The 17831-nt window shown below is 58.6% G+C and carries 24 protein-coding genes; 12 read left to right on the top strand and 12 right to left on the bottom strand.

What is annotated here, in order from left to right; translation table 11 throughout:
• Nucleotides 1-11: 11 nt before the first annotated feature.
• Complete coding sequence (locus M0D67_RS07995; protein ID WP_154560558.1) at nt 12-251, top strand: DUF2442 domain-containing protein; 240 nt, start codon at nt 12-14, stop codon at nt 249-251.
• Between the two features lie 286 nt (nt 252-537).
• Here M0D67_RS07995 and M0D67_RS07990 read toward each other — a convergent pair whose 3' ends face one another.
• The 5 genes from M0D67_RS07990 to merR form a co-directional block, all read right to left on the bottom strand.
• On the bottom strand, nt 538-2247 hold the full coding sequence (locus tag M0D67_RS07990) for an ATP-binding protein (protein WP_266238460.1): 1710 nt from the start codon (nt 2245-2247) through the stop codon (nt 538-540).
• Between the two features lie 210 nt (nt 2248-2457).
• Nucleotides 2458-2730 (bottom strand): hypothetical protein, encoded by a 273-nt coding sequence (locus M0D67_RS07985; protein ID WP_166618190.1) that lies wholly within the window; start codon nt 2728-2730, stop codon nt 2458-2460.
• Nucleotides 2731-2943: 213 nt separating this feature from the next.
• Nucleotides 2944-3672 (bottom strand): cytochrome c biogenesis CcdA family protein, encoded by a 729-nt coding sequence (locus tag M0D67_RS07980; protein ID WP_154560560.1) that lies wholly within the window; start codon nt 3670-3672, stop codon nt 2944-2946.
• A complete protein-coding gene (locus tag M0D67_RS07975) occupies nt 3672-4058 on the bottom strand; it encodes a thioredoxin family protein (RefSeq protein WP_154560561.1) in 387 nt (128 codons plus the stop codon). Before M0D67_RS07975 ends, M0D67_RS07980 begins: the two co-directional genes overlap by 1 nt.
• A 191-nt stretch (nt 4059-4249) precedes the next feature.
• On the bottom strand, nt 4250-4660 hold the full coding sequence (gene merR / locus M0D67_RS07970; RefSeq protein ID WP_266238455.1) for an Hg(II)-responsive transcriptional regulator: 411 nt from the start codon (nt 4658-4660) through the stop codon (nt 4250-4252).
• A gap of 67 nt (nt 4661-4727) precedes the next feature.
• Here merR and M0D67_RS07965 point away from each other — a divergent pair, with 67 nt between their 5' ends.
• The 3 genes from M0D67_RS07965 to M0D67_RS07955 are packed head-to-tail and all read left to right on the top strand — an operon-like array spanning nt 4728 to nt 5593.
• A complete protein-coding gene (locus M0D67_RS07965) occupies nt 4728-5078 on the top strand; it encodes a mercuric transporter MerT family protein (RefSeq protein WP_266238453.1) in 351 nt (116 codons plus the stop codon).
• A gap of 9 nt (nt 5079-5087) precedes the next feature.
• Nucleotides 5088-5381 carry a cation transporter gene (locus M0D67_RS07960; RefSeq protein WP_154560563.1) on the top strand — a complete coding sequence of 98 codons (294 nt, stop codon included), beginning with the start codon at nt 5088-5090 and terminating at the stop codon, nt 5379-5381.
• On the top strand, nt 5381-5593 hold the full coding sequence (locus M0D67_RS07955; protein ID WP_154560564.1) for a GDCCVxC domain-containing (seleno)protein: 213 nt from the start codon (nt 5381-5383) through the stop codon (nt 5591-5593). The genes M0D67_RS07960 and M0D67_RS07955 overlap by 1 nt, the downstream gene beginning before the upstream one ends.
• A gap of 249 nt (nt 5594-5842) precedes the next feature.
• Here M0D67_RS07955 and M0D67_RS07950 read toward each other — a convergent pair whose 3' ends face one another.
• Nucleotides 5843-7717, bottom strand: a complete 1875-nt coding sequence (locus tag M0D67_RS07950) for a phospholipase D-like domain-containing protein (RefSeq protein ID WP_266238450.1) — start codon at nt 7715-7717, stop codon at nt 5843-5845.
• Between the two features lie 411 nt (nt 7718-8128).
• On the opposite strand from M0D67_RS07950, the gene M0D67_RS07945 reads away from it, so the two are divergent.
• A complete protein-coding gene (locus M0D67_RS07945; protein WP_154560566.1) occupies nt 8129-8866 on the top strand; it encodes a CHAD domain-containing protein in 738 nt (245 codons plus the stop codon).
• Entirely contained in the window at nt 8863-9045 is a 183-nt protein-coding gene (locus tag M0D67_RS07940; RefSeq protein WP_154560567.1) for a hypothetical protein, read from the top strand. The genes M0D67_RS07945 and M0D67_RS07940 overlap by 4 nt, the downstream gene beginning before the upstream one ends.
• 38 nt (nt 9046-9083) lie before the next feature.
• Here M0D67_RS07940 and M0D67_RS07935 read toward each other — a convergent pair whose 3' ends face one another.
• On the bottom strand, nt 9084-9308 hold the full coding sequence (locus M0D67_RS07935) for a hypothetical protein (protein WP_266238447.1): 225 nt from the start codon (nt 9306-9308) through the stop codon (nt 9084-9086).
• Between the two features lie 166 nt (nt 9309-9474).
• Nucleotides 9475-9672, bottom strand: coding sequence for a DUF3562 domain-containing protein (locus tag M0D67_RS07930; protein WP_154560568.1), 198 nt, complete (start codon nt 9670-9672; stop codon nt 9475-9477).
• Nucleotides 9673-10071: 399 nt separating this feature from the next.
• On the opposite strand from M0D67_RS07930, the gene M0D67_RS07925 reads away from it, so the two are divergent.
• Complete coding sequence (locus M0D67_RS07925; protein WP_154560569.1) at nt 10072-10521, top strand: hypothetical protein; 450 nt, start codon at nt 10072-10074, stop codon at nt 10519-10521.
• A gap of 230 nt (nt 10522-10751) precedes the next feature.
• Nucleotides 10752-11459 (top strand): phosphate signaling complex protein PhoU, encoded by a 708-nt coding sequence (phoU, locus tag M0D67_RS07920; protein ID WP_154560570.1) that lies wholly within the window; start codon nt 10752-10754, stop codon nt 11457-11459.
• Nucleotides 11460-11656: 197 nt separating this feature from the next.
• On the opposite strand, the gene M0D67_RS07915 is transcribed toward phoU, so the two are convergent.
• The 3 genes from M0D67_RS07915 to M0D67_RS07905 form a co-directional block, all read right to left on the bottom strand.
• Entirely contained in the window at nt 11657-11965 is a 309-nt protein-coding gene (locus M0D67_RS07915; RefSeq protein ID WP_154560571.1) for an acylphosphatase, read from the bottom strand.
• Between the two features lie 197 nt (nt 11966-12162).
• Nucleotides 12163-12432, bottom strand: coding sequence for a DUF1488 family protein (locus tag M0D67_RS07910; RefSeq protein ID WP_154560572.1), 270 nt, complete (start codon nt 12430-12432; stop codon nt 12163-12165).
• A 545-nt stretch (nt 12433-12977) separates the two neighbouring features.
• Nucleotides 12978-13442 (bottom strand): hypothetical protein, encoded by a 465-nt coding sequence (locus M0D67_RS07905; RefSeq protein WP_154560573.1) that lies wholly within the window; start codon nt 13440-13442, stop codon nt 12978-12980.
• 661 nt (nt 13443-14103) lie between these two features.
• Between M0D67_RS07905 and M0D67_RS07900 the strand changes: the two genes are divergently transcribed.
• The 3 genes from M0D67_RS07900 (at nt 14104) to M0D67_RS07890 (ending at nt 15957) form a co-directional block, all read left to right on the top strand.
• Complete coding sequence (locus tag M0D67_RS07900) at nt 14104-14370, top strand: hypothetical protein (protein WP_154560574.1); 267 nt, start codon at nt 14104-14106, stop codon at nt 14368-14370.
• Between the two features lie 410 nt (nt 14371-14780).
• Nucleotides 14781-15095, top strand: coding sequence for a hypothetical protein (locus M0D67_RS07895; protein ID WP_266238442.1), 315 nt, complete (start codon nt 14781-14783; stop codon nt 15093-15095).
• A 673-nt stretch (nt 15096-15768) separates the two neighbouring features.
• On the top strand, nt 15769-15957 hold the full coding sequence (locus tag M0D67_RS07890) for a CsbD family protein (protein ID WP_154560575.1): 189 nt from the start codon (nt 15769-15771) through the stop codon (nt 15955-15957).
• Between the two features lie 104 nt (nt 15958-16061).
• Here the strand turns inward: M0D67_RS07890 and M0D67_RS42085 are convergent, their stop codons facing one another.
• Nucleotides 16062-16223: a hypothetical protein gene (locus M0D67_RS42085; RefSeq protein ID WP_308112559.1), complete on the bottom strand. Its 162-nt coding sequence runs from the start codon at nt 16221-16223 to the stop codon at nt 16062-16064.
• A 481-nt stretch (nt 16224-16704) separates the two neighbouring features.
• Between M0D67_RS42085 and M0D67_RS07880 the strand changes: the two genes are divergently transcribed.
• A complete protein-coding gene (locus M0D67_RS07880; RefSeq protein WP_154560576.1) occupies nt 16705-17817 on the top strand; it encodes an alkyl sulfatase dimerization domain-containing protein in 1113 nt (370 codons plus the stop codon).
• Nucleotides 17818-17831 lie beyond the last annotated feature (14 nt).

Genomic DNA, 17831 nt, shown 5'->3' with positions numbered 1-17831 from the left:
AGGAGATGACCATGAACCGCGCTGCGGTGAACGTGCATTTTGACCGCGTGCACATGTTTCTCGATATGTCCGACGGTCCCGCCGTTCAATTTCCACTGGACTGGTTTCCCGTGTTGCAGGCCGCCACGGCAGCCGAGCGCGAACACTTTGCCATCTCCCTGGACCATGAGCAGATAATCTGGCCTGAAATAGATGAAGACGTGAACGTTCCAGCGTTGCTTTCATATCGGCCCGAGAGCGCGGGTCGCTAGTGTTTCGCTGTTGAGCGTATTCTGCCTGGACCAGCAGCGTACGCGTGAGCGTTCCGATATCACGGCTGTGGGGCGATTCGTCACACCCCACATACACACGCGGCTCGGGCGTCAATGCCGCGAGTCAAAGGCTCTTCCGGCCTGCCTCCTTGCGCATTCCAGGCCCCAGGTAAACAACTGGATACGACTGGCAGGTGGTGAGGGCGTTTCTGCCCGTTCAGGCCGACGCCCGCAAGTTCAGCCGATTTTTCGTAGCCCTGAACTCGTGACCAAAGGCCCGCCAATCTTAGACAATGCCCCGTAACTTGCCATCGGCACGATTCGCCAGGATGTACTGCAGCTTGTCGAGCGATAGTGGCTTGGTCAGATGGAAATCAAAGCCGGCCGCCAGTGCCCTCGACTTGTCTGATTCGGATGCATAGCCCGTGAGCGCTACCAGTATGACGTCGTCGAATCTGCGATTCAGGCGAACAGTTCGCGCAACTTCGAAGCCGTCAATTTCCGGCATCCCCACGTCGATGATGGCAACCTCAGGGTGCTTTTCAGACATCAGCCGTATGGCATCGCGCCCGTTGTCCGACGTTGTTACTTCATGACCTTCAAGCTCGAGCAAAACGCTCAGCGCCTGGAGCGCATCCTGATTGTCGTCAACGAGCAGGAGACGTGCCGGCTCGGGAGCTGCAGCGGTCGCGCTGGGGGCGCATGCGTCTGTATCTGCTGTCGTCCGGGCTATCGGCAAACGGAGTGTCACAACCGTGCCTTTGCCCGAGCCTTCACTCTGGATTGAGATTGTTCCATGGTGAAGCTCGACCATCCGCTTTGCCACCGCGAGTCCGATTCCCAGGCCGCCTTCGGAACGCGCCTGGCCAAGGGCAGACTGCGCGAATAACTCAAAGACGTGCGGCTGGACCGCGCTATCGATGCCCATGCCGTTGTCAGTGACGTCAATAACAATCAGCCCGGGTGCTTCTTCGCGCGAGTTGTTTGGCTCGACGCGGACGTTGAGCTCGATGGTGCCTCCGACAGGTGTGTATTTCGCCGCGTTCGAAAGGAGGTTGCCCAGCACCTGGCTCAAGCGGACATGGTCAGCACGCACGGGGACGGGCTCGTCCAGCCCAGAGATTTTGAGTGTGTGCCTGCGGGATACGATGTGATGTCTGATGGCTGTCACGGCATCAAACGTAATGTCGCTGAGTGACGTGTCGCTGTGCTTGATAGCAAGCTTGCCATGTTTCAAACGGGCGGCGTCGAGCAGGTCATCGACCAGCGTGCGCAGATGCCTCATCTGGCGTTGCGCGATAGTCAGCACTTCGACGGCTCTTTCGTCTTCGGCGCAAAGTCGTTTTGCTGCACTTATGGCGCCATCGATTGGCGTCATCGGATTTCGCAACTCGTGACTCAGCATGGCGATGAATTCGTTATGCCGCCGGTCGCTCTCTTCACCGCTGTCGCGCGCATTGACGATGGTCAACGCCGAGCCGGCGAAAACGGCGAGGTTTGAGAGCAGTCTGACGTCTTCAAGGTCAAATCTGCAATCCTCTGTGTGTGACATCACCCATATCGCTCCTAGCTCTGCATTCTCAGCCGTGATTGGAACGACTATTCCTTCCGGAAGGTCGACTCCCGGAAACGCAAGACAAGGGAACCGAGCCTGAGGGTTGACGAATAGTTGCGGTGTCTCCGCTTCCAGGGTTACCGCGCACGGGCACTCGTCCCATGCGGTCGTATGGCCGCGCAGGCCAGCGCAGAGCCCGGCAACTGCGAGCCACCTGAAGACCCGATTGTCGTCAGGTCCTTCGACAAGACTGATGCCAGCGCTGCCAGCATGGCAAAGTGTCAGAGCCGTATCCGCGATGGCCTGGAGGAATTCGGAGCGCGGGCCGGCCTGAGCTCGAGCGAGTGCCACAAGCGCCCGGTTCTCGGCCGCATAATCTGCGGCGCGGACCGGCCTGCGGGCGAGCTCATCCGTTTGACTGGGCGCGCGATTGCTTTCCATGGCTGACAGAGCGACTGGAGAAATAGAGAAAGTTCGAAGGTCGGGATGCCGGGATGCTGCCAGCTCGACAGACGGGCGCCAGAGCGACGTTCTTCACGGCGGCGAATTTCACATTACGGGAGGGGCGGCGCAAAGTCAACGAGGGTTCGTACCTGCTTGCCTGCTGGCAAAGGTGGGCTCAGGCCACAAAGGGCAGCGACTTGAAATTGTTTATGGCGTCGCGATGGTCGCCTGCATAAGAGGTTGCTTTGCGGCCAACTTCTGTCTGTTGGCAGTCGGCGGAAATACGCACCAACTGCCGTCATCGTGCCTGAAGAAGAACAATGCGCGCGCTCCGGCTGGTGACGACGTCTCAACGCACACGTAGCGTCGCCCATTCCATCCAGTGCTACTGAATCTGGTCACATGAACAGGTGTCGCGGGAGCCGGTGCGAGCCACTTTTCGACCTGACAACGCAGGGACTGCCCGCTCGTGTTTTTCATGTTCCGCTCCAGCAGTTTTCCCGTTCAGGTAACGGGACGGCTTCGCACCATTCACCTCCTTAACGCCGCAGACACCCACAGTGTTGACCAAGGGGTTGTGAGTTCTGAAACCGAATATTTCGAGTTAAGTGAGCTTTAGAAAATTGCCCGGAGGTGCACGGCCGAAAGCATAGTCTGGTTTGTACCCTGAGTATCGAATCCGCACGTGGCTGCTCAAAGCGACGTTGTGAAGTCCGTCAGCCACGGGGGGCTTGCAGACAGCAGCGCCGTCTCCAGCGTCTTGTCCAGCCCCGTAAGCACGAGCATGCCGACGGCGATGAACACCGCTCCGAGGATGGTTGTCCCTGCCGTTCCCACTGGGCCAAGTCGGCGTCGCAGCTTCTGCGTCGAGGTCCGGGAAAGGGAACCGAGAATCGTAAGCGGAAGGCTGGCTCCGATGCCAAATATGCCCATCAACAGCGCGATACTCCCGAGACTCCTGCTTTGCGAGGCGAGTGTAGTGGCCGCGCCCAATGTGGGGCCGACGCAGGGACTCCAGACTGCTCCCAGAATCAGTCCGACCGCGAACTGGCCTGACAGGGTGTCGCCTCGTATCTTGCTCAACCAATTTTGACCCGAGCCACCGATTCCGGCGGCCGCGCGGATGAAAATGGCCTGCAATCGGTGGGAAAACATCGCGAGCCCAAACAGAATCATCAGCACGGCGGCCACGCGACGAAAGAGTTCACTATCCACACCCAGCGACGCGCCGACGCTGGCCACGAAAATCCCGATGACCGAGAACGACACGCCTAATCCAGCTGAGAGTGCAACGACCCCCAGCCGATGTGCCGCCAATGCAGACGCAACGAGTACGGGAACAAGGGCGAGCACACACGGTGACAGCGTCGTCAGGGCCCCGGCCAGGAACCCGAGCGCGTACGTACCCGGCGTGAAGTCCATTACAGGGCTTTGGCGAACGTGTTTTTGATGTCCTGTTCGCGCGTCTGCCCCGTAGAGCGCGCAACTTCGTGGCCGCCCTTGAAGACAACGAATGTCGACTGTTGGCTCACTTTCATTGCCCGTTTCAGGGCAACTTCCTTGTCGTAGTCGGCCACGAAAATGGTCACGTCTTTCATTTCCGGGCTCGCTGCCAAACGGTCCACAATGGGTTGTTGGACCTTGCAGGTCGGGCACCAGGTCGCGTGGAAGTAGACGACGGCAGGCTTCCCGTCGGCGTTCAGCCTGTCGAACCGGGCCTGGCTAAAAGGCTGCTCGCCAGCGAAAGCGATACTGACGACCAGTAACAAGCTCGTCGCGAGCAGATATCGGCGAAAAACGTTCAGCATTACGGTCTACCCAGAGATAAGCACAACCTTATTGTTAGACGTTCGAGAGACGAAATGATTGCGCCTCTTGCGTTACGATTGCCGGTAAACCGCAGGTAGCCTGCCGACCGCCGGCCCCGTCACACAGGTGAGCACTGTCCCGGTTGTGTCGGTGGCGGTGTGTGCTACCGGCACGCGTTGCGCTAACGCGCTCACTGGGTCAGCTCATCGCCGTTCATGAGTGTGTCGATGAGTGGGCACGACACCGTGCCTTTCGACGTCGAGCAGCGCTGTACCAGTGTTGCCAACGCGGCTTCCAGCATGGACAAATCCTGGATACGCTGGCGCACATCGACAAGCTTGTGTTCGGCGATAGCGCGCGCGGCGTTGCACGCCTGACCATCGTGCAGAGACAACAGCGCCTCCACCTCATCGAGCGAAAAGCCAAGCGACTGGGACCGCCTGATAAAGCGAAGCCTCGTCAGTACGGCTGTCGGGTATCGGCGGATGCCGCCTGCTGGGCGGGGTGGCGCCGGCAGTAACCCGCGACGATGGTAGTACCTCACTGTTTCGATGTTGACCTCTGCCGCTTCAGCCAGTTGTCCGATGGTCATTTCCTGCATGGCGCGCTTGACTCCGTACTTAGGTACGCACCTAGACTAGACTCAACCAGTCCGAAAAGGAAGTGCCATGCGACCTCGCTGGGCCACTACCGGCTCCTTGTTAGCCGGAACTGCTGCCGCATTCGGGGCATCCGCCTGTTGCGCCGGCCCCTTGCTCCTTGTTGTGCTGGGAGTGGGGGGCGCATGGGGCTCGCGCCTGACCGCGTTGCAGCCGTTCCAACCCCTATTTGTCGCCATATCCATCGCGTTTTTCGCGGTCGCTTTTCGCAGGCTCTACGCCAGGTCCGAAGAATGTGCGGTGGGCAAAGCCTGCGCCGTGCCCTCGGCGCGACATCGGCAGCGCTTCATTTTCTGGGTCGTGATGCCGGCCGCGCTCGCGCTGATGTCGTTCCCCCTGTATGCGCCGCTCTTCTATTGAGCACCTGCCATGAAGAAACTGATTGCTGTGCTCGTCGCGACGGCGCTGAGCGCATCCACGGCCCTCGCGGAGGAGCTTCGCAAGGTCACACTTGACGTCACGAAGATGGATTGCGCTGTGTGTCCGATTACGGTTCGCAAGGCAGTTGAGAAAGTACACGGCGTGGCTTCGGCTAAGGTCGACTTCGCAGGCAAACGCACGCAGGTAGTCTTTGACCCGAACAAGGCGTCGGTCGACGCGTTGACAAACGCTACCGCCACAACTGACTCCAGCTATCCGACTCACGTCAGGCAGGTGCAGTAATGATTTCAGTCGTGTTGGATTCCAACATCACCTGTCCGGTGTGTGGGCACAAGAAAAACGAGACGATGCCGACCAACGCCTGTGTGTGGTTTTACGAATGCGAGCATTGCAAGGCAGTGGTCAGACCGAAACCCGGGGATTGCTGCGTGTACTGCTCGTACGGTACCAACAGGTGTCCGCCGATGCAGCAGTCTGACTCCTGCTGCGCCTGACCAGGTTCACGCAATTGGCCAGGCGCGACGCCGAGACAGGACGCCCCGACAGTCACCGTTTCCGGAAGCAGGAGTAAAGAAACAGCTGGTTGGAACCAGCCGGCGTGTGGGGGTCTTCGAGTGCGCCTGTTACCCATTCGAATCCTGTACCGGATTCGTCCGAGAGCTGCTGAGCGTCGTATCGCGTGCAAGAGCGCAATTGGTCGAAACGACGGCGGTCAGTCGCGCAATTCAGCGCTTCGCTAGAGGTCACGCCTCCAATTCGGCTGTCCGCTTGGGCTTCGCTGCGGGTCGCGCTTCCGTCGCACGCGTCGACGCCTCCAACCAGAACACCAACTCGGCGTTATTCGTTTTCCCCGCTGGCGAGAAGTACGTGTCCTGCCACGAGTCATCCTCATGCAGTCCCTGCCAGCTATCCTTGGTCCCATGCTGCGCGAGAAGGTAACGCCAGCGGTAGTGGTCGTACACATCGAGCACGTGAACTGCATACGCAGATGCCAGGCTGACGTTACCTTCAATGATAAGGAGGTTCTCATCGTTGGTGGACGACGCCTTGTTGCCGAGGTTGTGGCTTCCGACAACCACGGTGCAGTTCTCGGGGTCAAACGGGTCAATGACAACTATTTTGTCGTGAATGACGGCGTGACCGGCTCTTGCGAGTTCCTTTTCCCAGACGCCGAATGCGTCATTTACTCCTTCGGTTGGAATCACCTGAGCGGGGTCCGCTGGCCTCGTATTGTTGTTGTGAAGGTCGATGACGAAGTTGCCCGCGCGGTCTGCATTGGTGAGTGCGCCCCTGATGAAAAGTGTGCTGTTCTTTTCCTGCGCTGACGCAGCCGCGTCAATGATGCTGGGCTGGCCTGGGTCGAAAGCTAAGAACAGCACCGCTGATTTTGCGTTCTCGATGCGCGCATACACATTCGCCATATCCGGCGGCGTCACGCCTTTCGCCTTGTTCTTCTGCGGCGTGTTCGGTGAGAACCACAGCGTTGCTTTCTTCGCGCCGGGAATCTCCACGGCGATGGGGGATGCGTTTTCCGTCCGGAACGTCTTGCTCTGTAGTGCATGAGGGTCCGTGCCCGCGTCTAGCGTATCCTTCTTGAGCGCATCCCAATAGTTCGAGTAAGCGTTTGCCAGTGTTGGAGAGCGCAGCACGATGCTGTTATTCGTTTGTGCGCACAGCCCCGTCGGCGTCCAATTGGTCGAGCCAGTCAGCACGGCCGCCGGCTTGCCATAAGCATCGACGTAAAGCATGAACTTGTTGTGCCCGATATGGCTGCCGTCGGGCAGCATCCGGTCTATCACGTCGACTCCGGAATGATGGAGCGCTACTCGTGCGGGCGCGTTTTCCTTGTCATCGTGCGTCGTGCTGTCGTAGGTGTTCGACAGAATCAGATGCAATTGTTTGTTGCTGACCAGAGATGCTTCGAGTTGTTTGTCGGCGAGCTCATACAATGCGCCGTAACAGCTTCCACCGTGCGCTTTTGCCTCCACCAGCAGCGATGGCAGCACTGTGACCAGGTCGCCGGCCAGCGACTTTCGCAGTGGGTCATTGGCGTCGGCGATGCGTTTGAGCAGAGCGCCAGAGTCCGGCAAATCGGCCTTGCTCTTGGGGAGCTGACGGGCTACGGCCTGCGTGGCAAGTATCCCCCGATTGAAATAGCATTTGATGGCTTCAGGGTCTTCCTGCGGACCGTGTTCGGCCGTCAGACTGACTGGGTTCGAAAAGAGAGCGCTTACGCCTGTGAGCGGCGACAGCTTCGGCGACGCATCTTTGCTGAAGGTCCCTTGAAGTGGGATGATTTGATAGATGTAGCTGCCCTGTGTATGCGCATCCCGTGCATACAGGTCCTTCCAGAAGAACTTCTGGATTGGGCCCTGAGCGGTTGTTTGTCCGGATTGTCCCGAATTCGGATTGCTCGGAAAGCCGGCCAGAGCGGGCAGCGATACGCCCTGTGGACTATCGCTTTCGAGATTCGCTTGTGATGCATCAATGCGTCGGACATCGAAGCCAACGCAATCTGGAAGCTTGTGTTCGAATGTCCATGCCACAAGAATAATGTCGTTGTTCGAGAGAGCAATACACTTTGTCGACATGCGTATCTCCTTGGTGTCGCGAGGCATCCGCGACTTGATGCGGTCGCTCGCTGAGCAGCCGCGTGGTATTTACGACGGGGTTGGGATGAGGGAACGACAAGTCACCGGCACGGTGTGTCGGCCGTCAAATGGTTGCCTGGTGGCTTGAACGTTTGATGACGGCCTGACAGGACGCGATGGCCACCATGCTTCGGAAGCACGCCAGCGACCCTGATGGCTGCATTGACCGTTTGTAAGTATTGACCGCGATGACTCGTGTGTATTCAGAAGCGCGAACGAAATGCCAGACCGTATTAATTTCCAGGCGTGCGTCGTTGTACGATTGAAATAGGGTCAAACACACCGTCTAGTAAGCAAGCGCTGTTGAAGTATGTTGAAAGCAGGTCGTGGACTTCTGTAGTTCCTTTCTACGTTGCTGTATCCGAAGGCGTTCCAGACATGAGCTCGCACAATTCTGCTCCGGCGATGGAAGAACCTGACGCCTCCGCTTCGGGCTCTGTCAAAGAAAGGCCCCTTGCGGAGTCGATAAGCGTAGCCACATCTGCGGCCGAAGCGTTCACTATCCTTGCCACCGCGACCGCTGCAGAAGCCATTCGTCGCGCCCATGCACTCCGCGCGAAAGCGGACCCCGAGGTCCTCCATAAGCTTCGTGTAGCGCTGCGTCGATTGCGTTCGCTGTATTGGGCCTACGAACCGCTGCTTGACAGGAAAGACTGCACGCTTCAACGGGAGGAGTTCAAGTATCTGGCTAATGCAGCGGGTAAAACCCGAGACTGGGATGTGCTGCGTGACGTTCTTTCAGGCGAGGAGCCAACGCGGCTATCGTTTGGCCCGCTGCTTCGCGTGGTGGGCGAGCACCGGGCCGCTGCACTGTCGTTCAGTCGCAGAACGATTCGCGGCGCCGGCGTCGAAGATATATTGCACGGCGCATTGTCCTCCGCGCAACAACAACTGAACTCACAAGTTGTGAATACGATGCTCGCAGAATTTGCAGAATCGCGAGTGGATGTCGCCGAGAAGGCGCTGAAGAAGAAGGTAAAGCGTGCGATTCAACCTGAACATCCAGGCTACGCCGCGCTGCACGAGGTACGAATCGCAGGGAAAAAGCTTCGATATTTGCTCGAGTTCTTTGCTCCGGTGCTCGACGGCAGCCATCGGAAAAAACCGAACTGTTGACCGGGGTGCAGGAGGAGTTGGGTAAGCTCAATGACCTAGTCGTCAGCGAGACGCTGCTGCGCCAGTATTCGTTCCAGCTAGGCGACCCGGACGCTGTGAAAGAGGCGGTGGCATTTCTCGGCGCCCAGAAAAAGCGACACATGCGCGCCGCTCACAAAATGCTTCGCAACGTATGGTGAGCAGTTGGCCGCCAAGCCTAGCGCTTTCCGCCGTGTGCCTAGCTGCCGGCGGATTTTCTCTTCTTCGCTTCGAGCCGGCGCGTTAGGTCTGTGAGCAGCCACTTCGCCACGACTTCAGGTCCGTTCATCCCGCAGTCGGCAAACTTGATTTCGTTCTCGTAGTAGACGATGACCGTACCGCTCATAACGCGATACCGGCCGCGATAGCGCGACCCGTTCAGTTCGATTTCAATTTCTCTGGTCGTTTCATCGTTGTCGGCCATCAATCACTGCTCTGCGGTATCTCTGATTTAACAAAAGGTACCGAACCGGATTGTCTTCGTCAACGACAGGCAAACCCGGGGATGCCGAGACCCTGAGCGGCCTTCCCGGTATACGCCATCGACGCCGGGTACCCTGAGGCGATTTGATGAGCATTGTGGCGGCCGCCTAGTGTAGGTCTCGCGAAACACCGCGCAGATTTTCACGAACGCGTTTGGTGACCAGGACCGTCAGGTAGTCCAGGATTCGCGCGCCGTCGCTGTATTCGGCCCATGTGTCTGCATACATCTTCGAAACAGTCTCAGTGGACGTATTGGTGTCAGAGGCGATTGTCTTGACGACATGTTCAAAGTTGGGTGGGGCCATAGTGTGCTCCTGGATTTTGAAGAGAGGGGCGCGCGCGGAAAGGCGATTAGACGATGTTGCCGCTCCGCATGCAAATTGAATCGACCTATCGTTGAGGGAGGGTCAGTTGTCGTCGTTTTGTCTGTACATATTCTTTCGTAGGCCTGACCAGTGGTGTGCTTACTCCACAATTCCGTACAGGTCTCTGGCGCCCCGTCAAATGCACGCGTCGAGCGCGCAATACACAAATCCAATCGTTTCAGGGGCTTGCGCCGCTTGCTCGCGAATTATCTACAGCCTTGCAAACAGATTGTGTGGACAACTTGCGGGTCATATCCGTAGGTGGCGTCGCCAATGCAATCGAGAACCGCTCAAAAACTGTATATACTGTTTATATCGTTTGTCAACTTGGGGATGGTCATGACCGAAGCCAGCATCAGGAAGCCGACCAAGAAAGCCTTTCACTTCCCGAAGAACGCAAACGGCCATGCGAAAGCCTCCGACAAGCAGGCAAATAGGGCAAATGCACCGGCCACCGAAGCCGTAGAGGCGAAACCGGTTTCGACCAGGGTTCCAAAACAGACGCGCGCCGCAACCGCTGGAGCAGCTTCAGCCGCTCCAGCGGTTGAAGTGAAGACAAAGCACGTGAAGAAGGAAAAGGTCGTGCGTGACAGCTTCACAATGCCGAAGTCCGACTACGAAAAAATCGCGGCGCTGAAACAGAAATGTCTTGACGCAGGCATATCGGTGAAAAAGAGCGAGCTACTGAGGGCTGGTCTTCTCCTGCTCGAATCGGTGCCCCCAAAGCGTTTGCTGGCAGCTATTTCTGCCGTCGAAACTGTGAAGACCGGCTGGCCAGAAAAATCGTAGCGCTGCGGTTTCCGCACCGGACGCAACAAGCGCGCTTGCGCATTACACGCTAGCAATTTTTCGTTGCTCATGTCCGCATCGCGCGACTTGCACTGCCGCTCATTCCGGCGCAGGTGGATAGAGATTCGCATTCCTCTTGCATCTGCTTGAGCAACGCGACGTGGTTGCATGAACCAAGGCATCGCGTAGCTGAGCATTGCATCGCAGGCAAGTTTGTCCGAGGAGCGAAAATGTCGGATAAGCATCTTTCCAGCAGGTTTGACCTCGACCTCAACCTGCTTTCAACCCGGTTGCTCGAAATGGGCGGCTTGGTGGAGGCGCAGATTTCCCGCGCGATGGAGGCACTGAACACGTTCGATTTGACACTTGTTGAGCAGGTCATCGAGGGTGAACACCGGCTCAACGCGATGGAAATAGAAATCGACGAAGAAGTGAGCAACATCATCGTTCGCCGGCAACCCACCGCTCGTGACTTGCGACTCCTGATGGCCGCCTCGAAGTGCATCACCAACCTCGAGCGTACTGGTGATGAGGCACGGAAGATTGCGAAGCGGACACGCCGCATTGCCATGGAGAGCACCGCGCGACCCGTCAACATCGCTGAAATCAAGGCTTCCGGCGAAATGGCTTCGCACCTGCTTCGTAGAGCGCTGGACGCATTTGCGCGCATGGATGCAACTGCGGCTGCACAGATTGTCCGCGACGACGAAACCATCGACACCGAGTTTCGAGCCTTCGTGCTCAAGCTCGTCACATCCATGAAGGAAGACCCTCGGACAATCCAGATCGGGCTCGACTATCTGTTTATCGCTAAAGCCATCGAGCGTATCGGCGACCATGCTACCAACATTGCCGAAGCCATCGTCTATGTTGTTCGCGGTACCGATATTCGCCACGAACACAGGAAGCAGCGCGAATCCGCGGGTCCGCGTAGTTGAAGGCGAAAGCGGGCGGCCAGGTCTCGGAACGTAGGTACTGTCGCGCCGCGGTCATCTGCTCAACGCTGGCAATTGCATTCGAAGAATGCGTCCCAGGCAAAGAAAAATTGAGCCGCCGGGTCGAGGAGAGGACGTCGTTCAAAGTTGGCACGCCAGACTTGTGCACTGTGGGAATGCTATGGGCAAACCGTGAGTCCCTACAACGTCGGTAATCGCTCAAAGTGTTCGAAGCGGGCGAACGGTGGCGGGACCTCGGTTACCTCAAGCCTGTCGACAAGCGCGGCGGACATGCCCTCACTTAACCAGGCACACATTTCTGCAAGCTGCTCCGGCGAACCCTGAACCATCACCTCCACCGAGCCGTCGATGCGGTTGCGGACCCAGCCAGTGACGCCCAGTGCATGGGCGCGGCGTACACAGGCTTCCCGATAGCCAATGCCCTGCACGAGGCCGCGCACCCTCACCAGCCGCGTCTCAAGCATCCCATCTTTCTGGTCATCTTCCATCCGCTTGGCTCCAGCGTTGGTTGTCACGATGTCCTGCGCGCCGAACGGCTCCGCATGGACGCGCGTATTGCAAGTTGGGAGGCTATCGAGTCGGCGCTAGTCACCGGTTAACGGCGCCCCACCGGCCATGCATCTGCCAAAGCTCTCTTCACGACAGCAGGTTGTTTTTGCCTGAGCGAAACGGCGTAACGCGACGCTCAGTGAGAGAAATCTGCGGCGTTCAGCTTTATCGGCTCGTCCGAGCCTCTCAGCACCTTTCGTTCAACAGCTGCCACAATCCGCTTGTGTCCGTCCATACAAGCTTTTAGCAGGTGCGCGTCGTCTGCTCCGATGGGTGCCCAGAAGTGCTGCTCCAGTGCATCGCGAGTAATCGAACATTGCACCGCACGCCCACGGGCATGTGCGATAAAAGCGACCAGCTTTCCGTCTGCGGAAACACTGGCTTCGGCGGCGAGAGTGCTGTCCATGGTTCACGGCTTTTTGTTTACCCAACCGCCCAGTTGCCCCTGAGGGGCTCCCGGCAGTACCAGCCTTATCATAATGGTTCCCGCGTTGGTTGCCACGATGTCCTGCGCGCCGAACGGCTCCGCATGGACGCGCGTATTGCGAGTTGGGGAGCTATCAAGTCGGCGCTACTCACCGGCTAACGGCGCCCCACCGGCCATGCATCCGACAAAGCTCTCTTCACGACAGCAGGTTGTTTTTGCCTGAGCGAAACGGCGCACTGTCGTGCGCGAAAACATCACACTCGCCGCGCTTGACCGATACTTCGAGATGCATGAGAAGGAGCCTGAGACCGTCTCACAGGTAGAGGCATCAACCCTGGTTTGACACAGCGAGCACCTACGAGAGTTCAGTCAAATCCGATTCGAAGCCCCACCGCGCTTATGCCTAGTGCGGCCTGCTTGTTGGCCGGCTCACGCACCTGCGCGTGGTTCGAGGGTAGGAAGAATCCTAAAACAAGGCTTGTCGGCAAGGTTCGAGAGACCCGAAAACATGTTTCTGGCTCTCCTTAGTCGTCTTCGTTCTTAGGTATAGGGGGATTTTTCGGAGGTATCTGATTGGACTCGCCAGGGAGTCCGGTGTCCATAGTCGGTGCGGTTGTAGACGGCCCGAGGTCACGGAGCCGGAAGTCAGCCTCTTGCTCTGGTGTAAGTGGCCCGCCGAAGATGTCGTCAAACGGGCCGCCAGGACTATTACGCAAGAGGAAAATCGCGGCCTGAATCTCTTTTACCGCTCTCTCAAAATCTCCGCATGCCTCTAGCCGCTGGGCGTTCATGCCAGCCGTAGCCAGCAACATTCGGTCGCGGTCTCGAAGCAAATCGTAACCCCATGAGCGAAGGCGCTTCTTCGTATCGTCGAGCGCCCAGCCGCACTTGAATGCCTGGGTTTTGAATGGCTCCGGCGCATTCTTCCAGATGCTTTCCGTCGCGCGTTCAAGTTGCTTCATCGCCTGCAGATATTGAGCAACGTCCATCTGCCGCTCCTTGGTCTGTCCCGCAGCCACGAACCTCGAGGACCGCCAGTTTGCTGACGCGCTCAAGCGTAGGCGGCAGCCCCTGTCTGCGCAATCAGCGAACGGTGCCAACCCTCAAATTGGTCCCTGCGCACGCATATCCGTTGGCGCGTACACCTTTGAGAATCCGAGCAGAGAAGGGAGGAGAAACCCCACGTCGCACGGCTCGTCCGCAAATTTGAGATGCCCGGAAATTGGTTTCTGGTCCTCTTCAGTGGTCTTCTTTCTTCGGAATAGGAGGTGTTTTCGTCGGTATTTGATTGGACTCGCCAGGCCGTCCGGTGTTCATCGTCGGCGCGCTTTTCGCTGGGCGCTGTGCGCGCGCAGGCGACGGAAGACGAGCAATAGCAAATTCAGTTGCAATTGAGCCAGTTGACTCAGGGGTCGTCCGCAGGCGGCGTGGCCGGGACCCAATCATTGACTGAAGCAAAGCCGTTTACAGCCGAAATCCGGTTTGACATCAAGAACGGTGAACCCGGGTCGCCCAATGAATACACGAAACTGGTGTTTGCAGACGGCAACAATCGAGATGCCGCGCTTGTGCGTCGCTCAGGCAAGGTGATGAGCGAGGGCATGCTTCGCGCCGCGACGGGGGCAGGAGTGGAGATTCCACGAGGTGACATTGAGACCCGAAACCAATGGTCGAGGAACCCGCTATCTTGTCATCACTTGTGGCCCCGGCGGCATACTCTATCTGAAAACGCAACTGCGACAGACAACCTTGCCAGGCAAACGCGGCGAGTCACCTTCTGCTTTCAACGGCCTGTGGGAAGTCAGCGGAGCGACAGAAAAATTCAACGGGCTCCCGGATTCCGGCACACTCCGGATTGACCGGTTGTCGGAAAGCGAGCGTCAATGGATTCTGGAAGGCGAGCTGAGCGGGCCCTAGTTTGAACTCCCGATTGAGAGCGTGTGAACGCGGCCAACTTTCTCGTCAACGACTAAACCGGAAATCTCTGTCGCGATTCTTCTCGTGTTGTACATAGGAATCGGCCCGCCGAAATGACGGGCCGATTCCTACGAAGCACGCGCGAATCCATACCAGAAATCGACGAGAGTCGAGAGCGCACGAACAGCCCGCTGCACTGCAGGGCGCGGCGGAGCGCCAGGCATTGCGAAGGACCGCCGTGAGCGCGGCATTTTTCGGACATGACTGCGTTGCGGGAGCCTCCGTTGTCGATTTTGTCGCCTACCTGCCGCTACAAAGGAGACGAATGAGCGACACGAGGCACGCACCTTGCTGCACTTCATTCGTGAGCGGCAGACGCTTGCATGAGATATCTTCTCCGGAGGTGAGCCATGAAAAATATAACCAAGACGTTTTTCGCTTCGGCTCTCGCGATGGCGCTGTCGGCAATAACATACGCACAGGCCGGCGGCAGCGCTGGCGGGGTCCCAACACCCGGCGCCGGTGCCGGTTCGATGAAGACCCCGAACGAGACCGGCTACGGTTCTCCCGACGTTACGGGCAGTGGCGTCGGCGCGGCGCGCAGTATCCCCAGGACGGAGCGTTCCAATAGGGGCAAGACCAACGGTCTGAATAAGGGTACAAATAGCGGCGCGAACAGCGACGTCAAAAGCGGACCTGGTGGCTCAAGGCAAAAGGGCCAGTAGTACGCAGCTTCCTCGTCACGATGCCAGTGGTATCCCACTTGCTGACTCGGTAATCGTGTATAGGCTACGTCTTGAATTGCCACCGACGCGATAACAGCGGGTTGCACACGGCTTCGTCATCGCTTACCGCGCGGAGACATGAAATCGACAATTTTCGACTCGTGCAACTCGCGATTCGTTGCGCAATGCTGGAACTGAGGACCGGGCGAAGGGCTCGATGTCCTGCTATCAGGAGACCTCTCGACCCGTTTCCCGTCTGGCCGAACGAAGCGGGACGAGGGTTACCGGGCGGCTCTGCTGTAGGGGGCCGTAGCGATTGCGGTTCCGCCTGATTTCAGAACAAGTTCCCACGGAGCTCACTGTTCGTTGCGTCGGCAGAACAACGCAGGCGTTGTGTTGGTGAAGGGGGCACGCCGCGCGAAGGCAGGGGTTGGCGAGCATCGCGTTTGTCGAGCGCACCTGGAACGTCATATTGCTTCAACCGTCCGGCGGCCGCAGGATGCATATCGCGAGCGCTAGCTCCCGGGCGTCTTGTCCCCGGCGATTTACCATACGCGAATCGTGCAACCTGGTTCGTTCGCGCCCTCTGCTTCACGAACGCCCCGCTTTTCCTATACTGTTTTTGTCGCAATCTGGTAACGCGACGTCGGTCGCATACTTGGAGGAAGACATCATGAACAAGGACCAGGTCAAAGGCGTTGCTCAAAAGATGAAGGGCAAGTTTAACGAGGCCATGGGCAAGGTCACGGGCAGGCCGGCCCGGGAACTGAAAGGCGATGTTGAGCAAGCCGCGGGACAAGCCAGGAAAGACGTCGGGGACGCCAGGGAAGCGGCGAAGGACCGCACGACGCGTCACCATTAACCGCATGCCTCTGGGGCCTTATCAGGCGGCCGACTCGGGAAGTTGGTCGCCGGTGCCGGCGGTGATTGGGTGCCTCATCGCGCCCGGCGCGACCCCGACCTGATTCACTTCCTGCGCGACATCGTGCAACGGCTCGGCCCCCCGCATCCCTCCGTCTCGAGCAGTTCCTTTGGCCACAGGAAGAACGCGCTGGTGACGCGTGCACTGAAATCGGCCACCGTCATCTTGGCGGCACGCGCCTGGAGAAACTCGAAGTCCTGTAACAAATCCTGGTCCTTCGCAAGCTGGACCACCAGCGCGTCTGGCGAACCTGTCCGGGCCCAAACAGCTCAAAAGTTCGAGCATGTTCGCGAGGTGAAGCAGCAGTTCTTGTCTGTCAAATCAGTTGTCCATCGCAGCAATCTCCACTCGCTGCGTCCCTCCTGGAAATGTTCCCTTTCGGCGCAACGCCTCGCTCCGTCGCATCTCATCCCGGCGCGTCTTCGTCGACCAATGCGTCTTCGTCCTCTGACTGCAAGACCGGAGCAGCGCTGTCGGGCACTGGCGGGCCAGACGAGTTCGGGGTGTCTCCTGGTCGCTCATCTTTACCATCATCGCGGCCCGTGTCGCGTGTCTTTCTCTTTCGATGATTCGTCATGGTTTCCTCCGTGAGGGAAGCAGCGACCCAGACGGACTGGGTGCTGCGTGTGCTGCTATCCGGCGGGCGGCGGCCGCTTCGTTTGCGCCTGTCGGGGACACAACTTTTAAATGTCAGTCACGTTTCCTTCGCTAGCAGCACGGGTAGGAGACGAGTACGGTCCCGGTTGTAGTAGTGATGGACCGTGGCGCCCCATTGCGCATCCGCCATGGATGGTGCGCTGGTATCAGACCATCGACATGATGCGCGGCTTCAACGCGGCGCACATGGTGCCGGCGCATGGCCGTCCGGTATCGGGCGCGCAGTATGTCGCCGAGGTGCTGTGCGTGTATCGCGACGCCATCCAGTTCATCCACGATCAGACCATTCGCCACATGAACTTCGGCCTGAGCCCGGACGAACTCGCTGAGGCCATTCCCGCGTTGCCGCCGCACCTCGCGGAGCACGCGTGGCTCGGCGAGTACTACGGCACGGTCAAGCATTCGGTGCGGCAGGTGTACAGCGGTCAGCTCGGCTGGTTCGATGGCGATCCGGCATCGCTCGATCCGTTGCCGCGTGCTGAACGTTCGCAGCGCATGGTCAAGATGATGGGCGGCGTGGAGGCGGTGCGTGCCGCTGCGCGTATCGCGCTGGGTGACGGCGACTGGCGTTGGGCTGCGGAACTGGCCACGCTGCTGGTGCGCCTCGATACAAGCGACGTCGAAGCCCGCAACATCAAGGCGAGCGTGTTGCGCGAGCTGGGCTACCGCACGGTGAACACCAACTGGCGCAATTGGTACCTGAGCGCGGCGCGCGAACTCGAACACGCCTACGACGAACTGCCGTTCGCCGGCAGCTCGAGCCTCGCCTCGACGGATGTATTGCGCGCCCAACCGTTGCGCAATGTGTTTCAGCGCTTTAGCGTGAACGTCGATCCGGAACGTTGCGCCGATGTGCAGATGACACTCGCATTCCGCGTGACGGATCGCAATGAAACGCATGCGCTCGAATTGCGGCGTGGCGTGTTGCAGATTCACGAGCGCACTCCGTCGGCGATCGATGTTCAACTCGCGCTGGAAACCAGCACCCTGTACGGCATGTTGCGCGACATGGTGTCGCAGTTGCCGGCGTGCCTCGAGAACGGCACAGTAGTGCTGGAGCGTGGCACGGCCGAGCAGTTGCGCAGATTCTTCGATTGCTTCGACCGGCCCGCGCGGCGTATGCCCGCACTTACTACGCGATAGAAGCGACTCGCATC

Source organism: Paraburkholderia sp. SECH4, assembly GCF_030511745.1.
GTDB lineage: Bacteria > Pseudomonadota > Gammaproteobacteria > Burkholderiales > Burkholderiaceae > Paraburkholderia > Paraburkholderia madseniana.
This window is presented reverse-complemented; position numbering and strand designations above follow the sequence as displayed.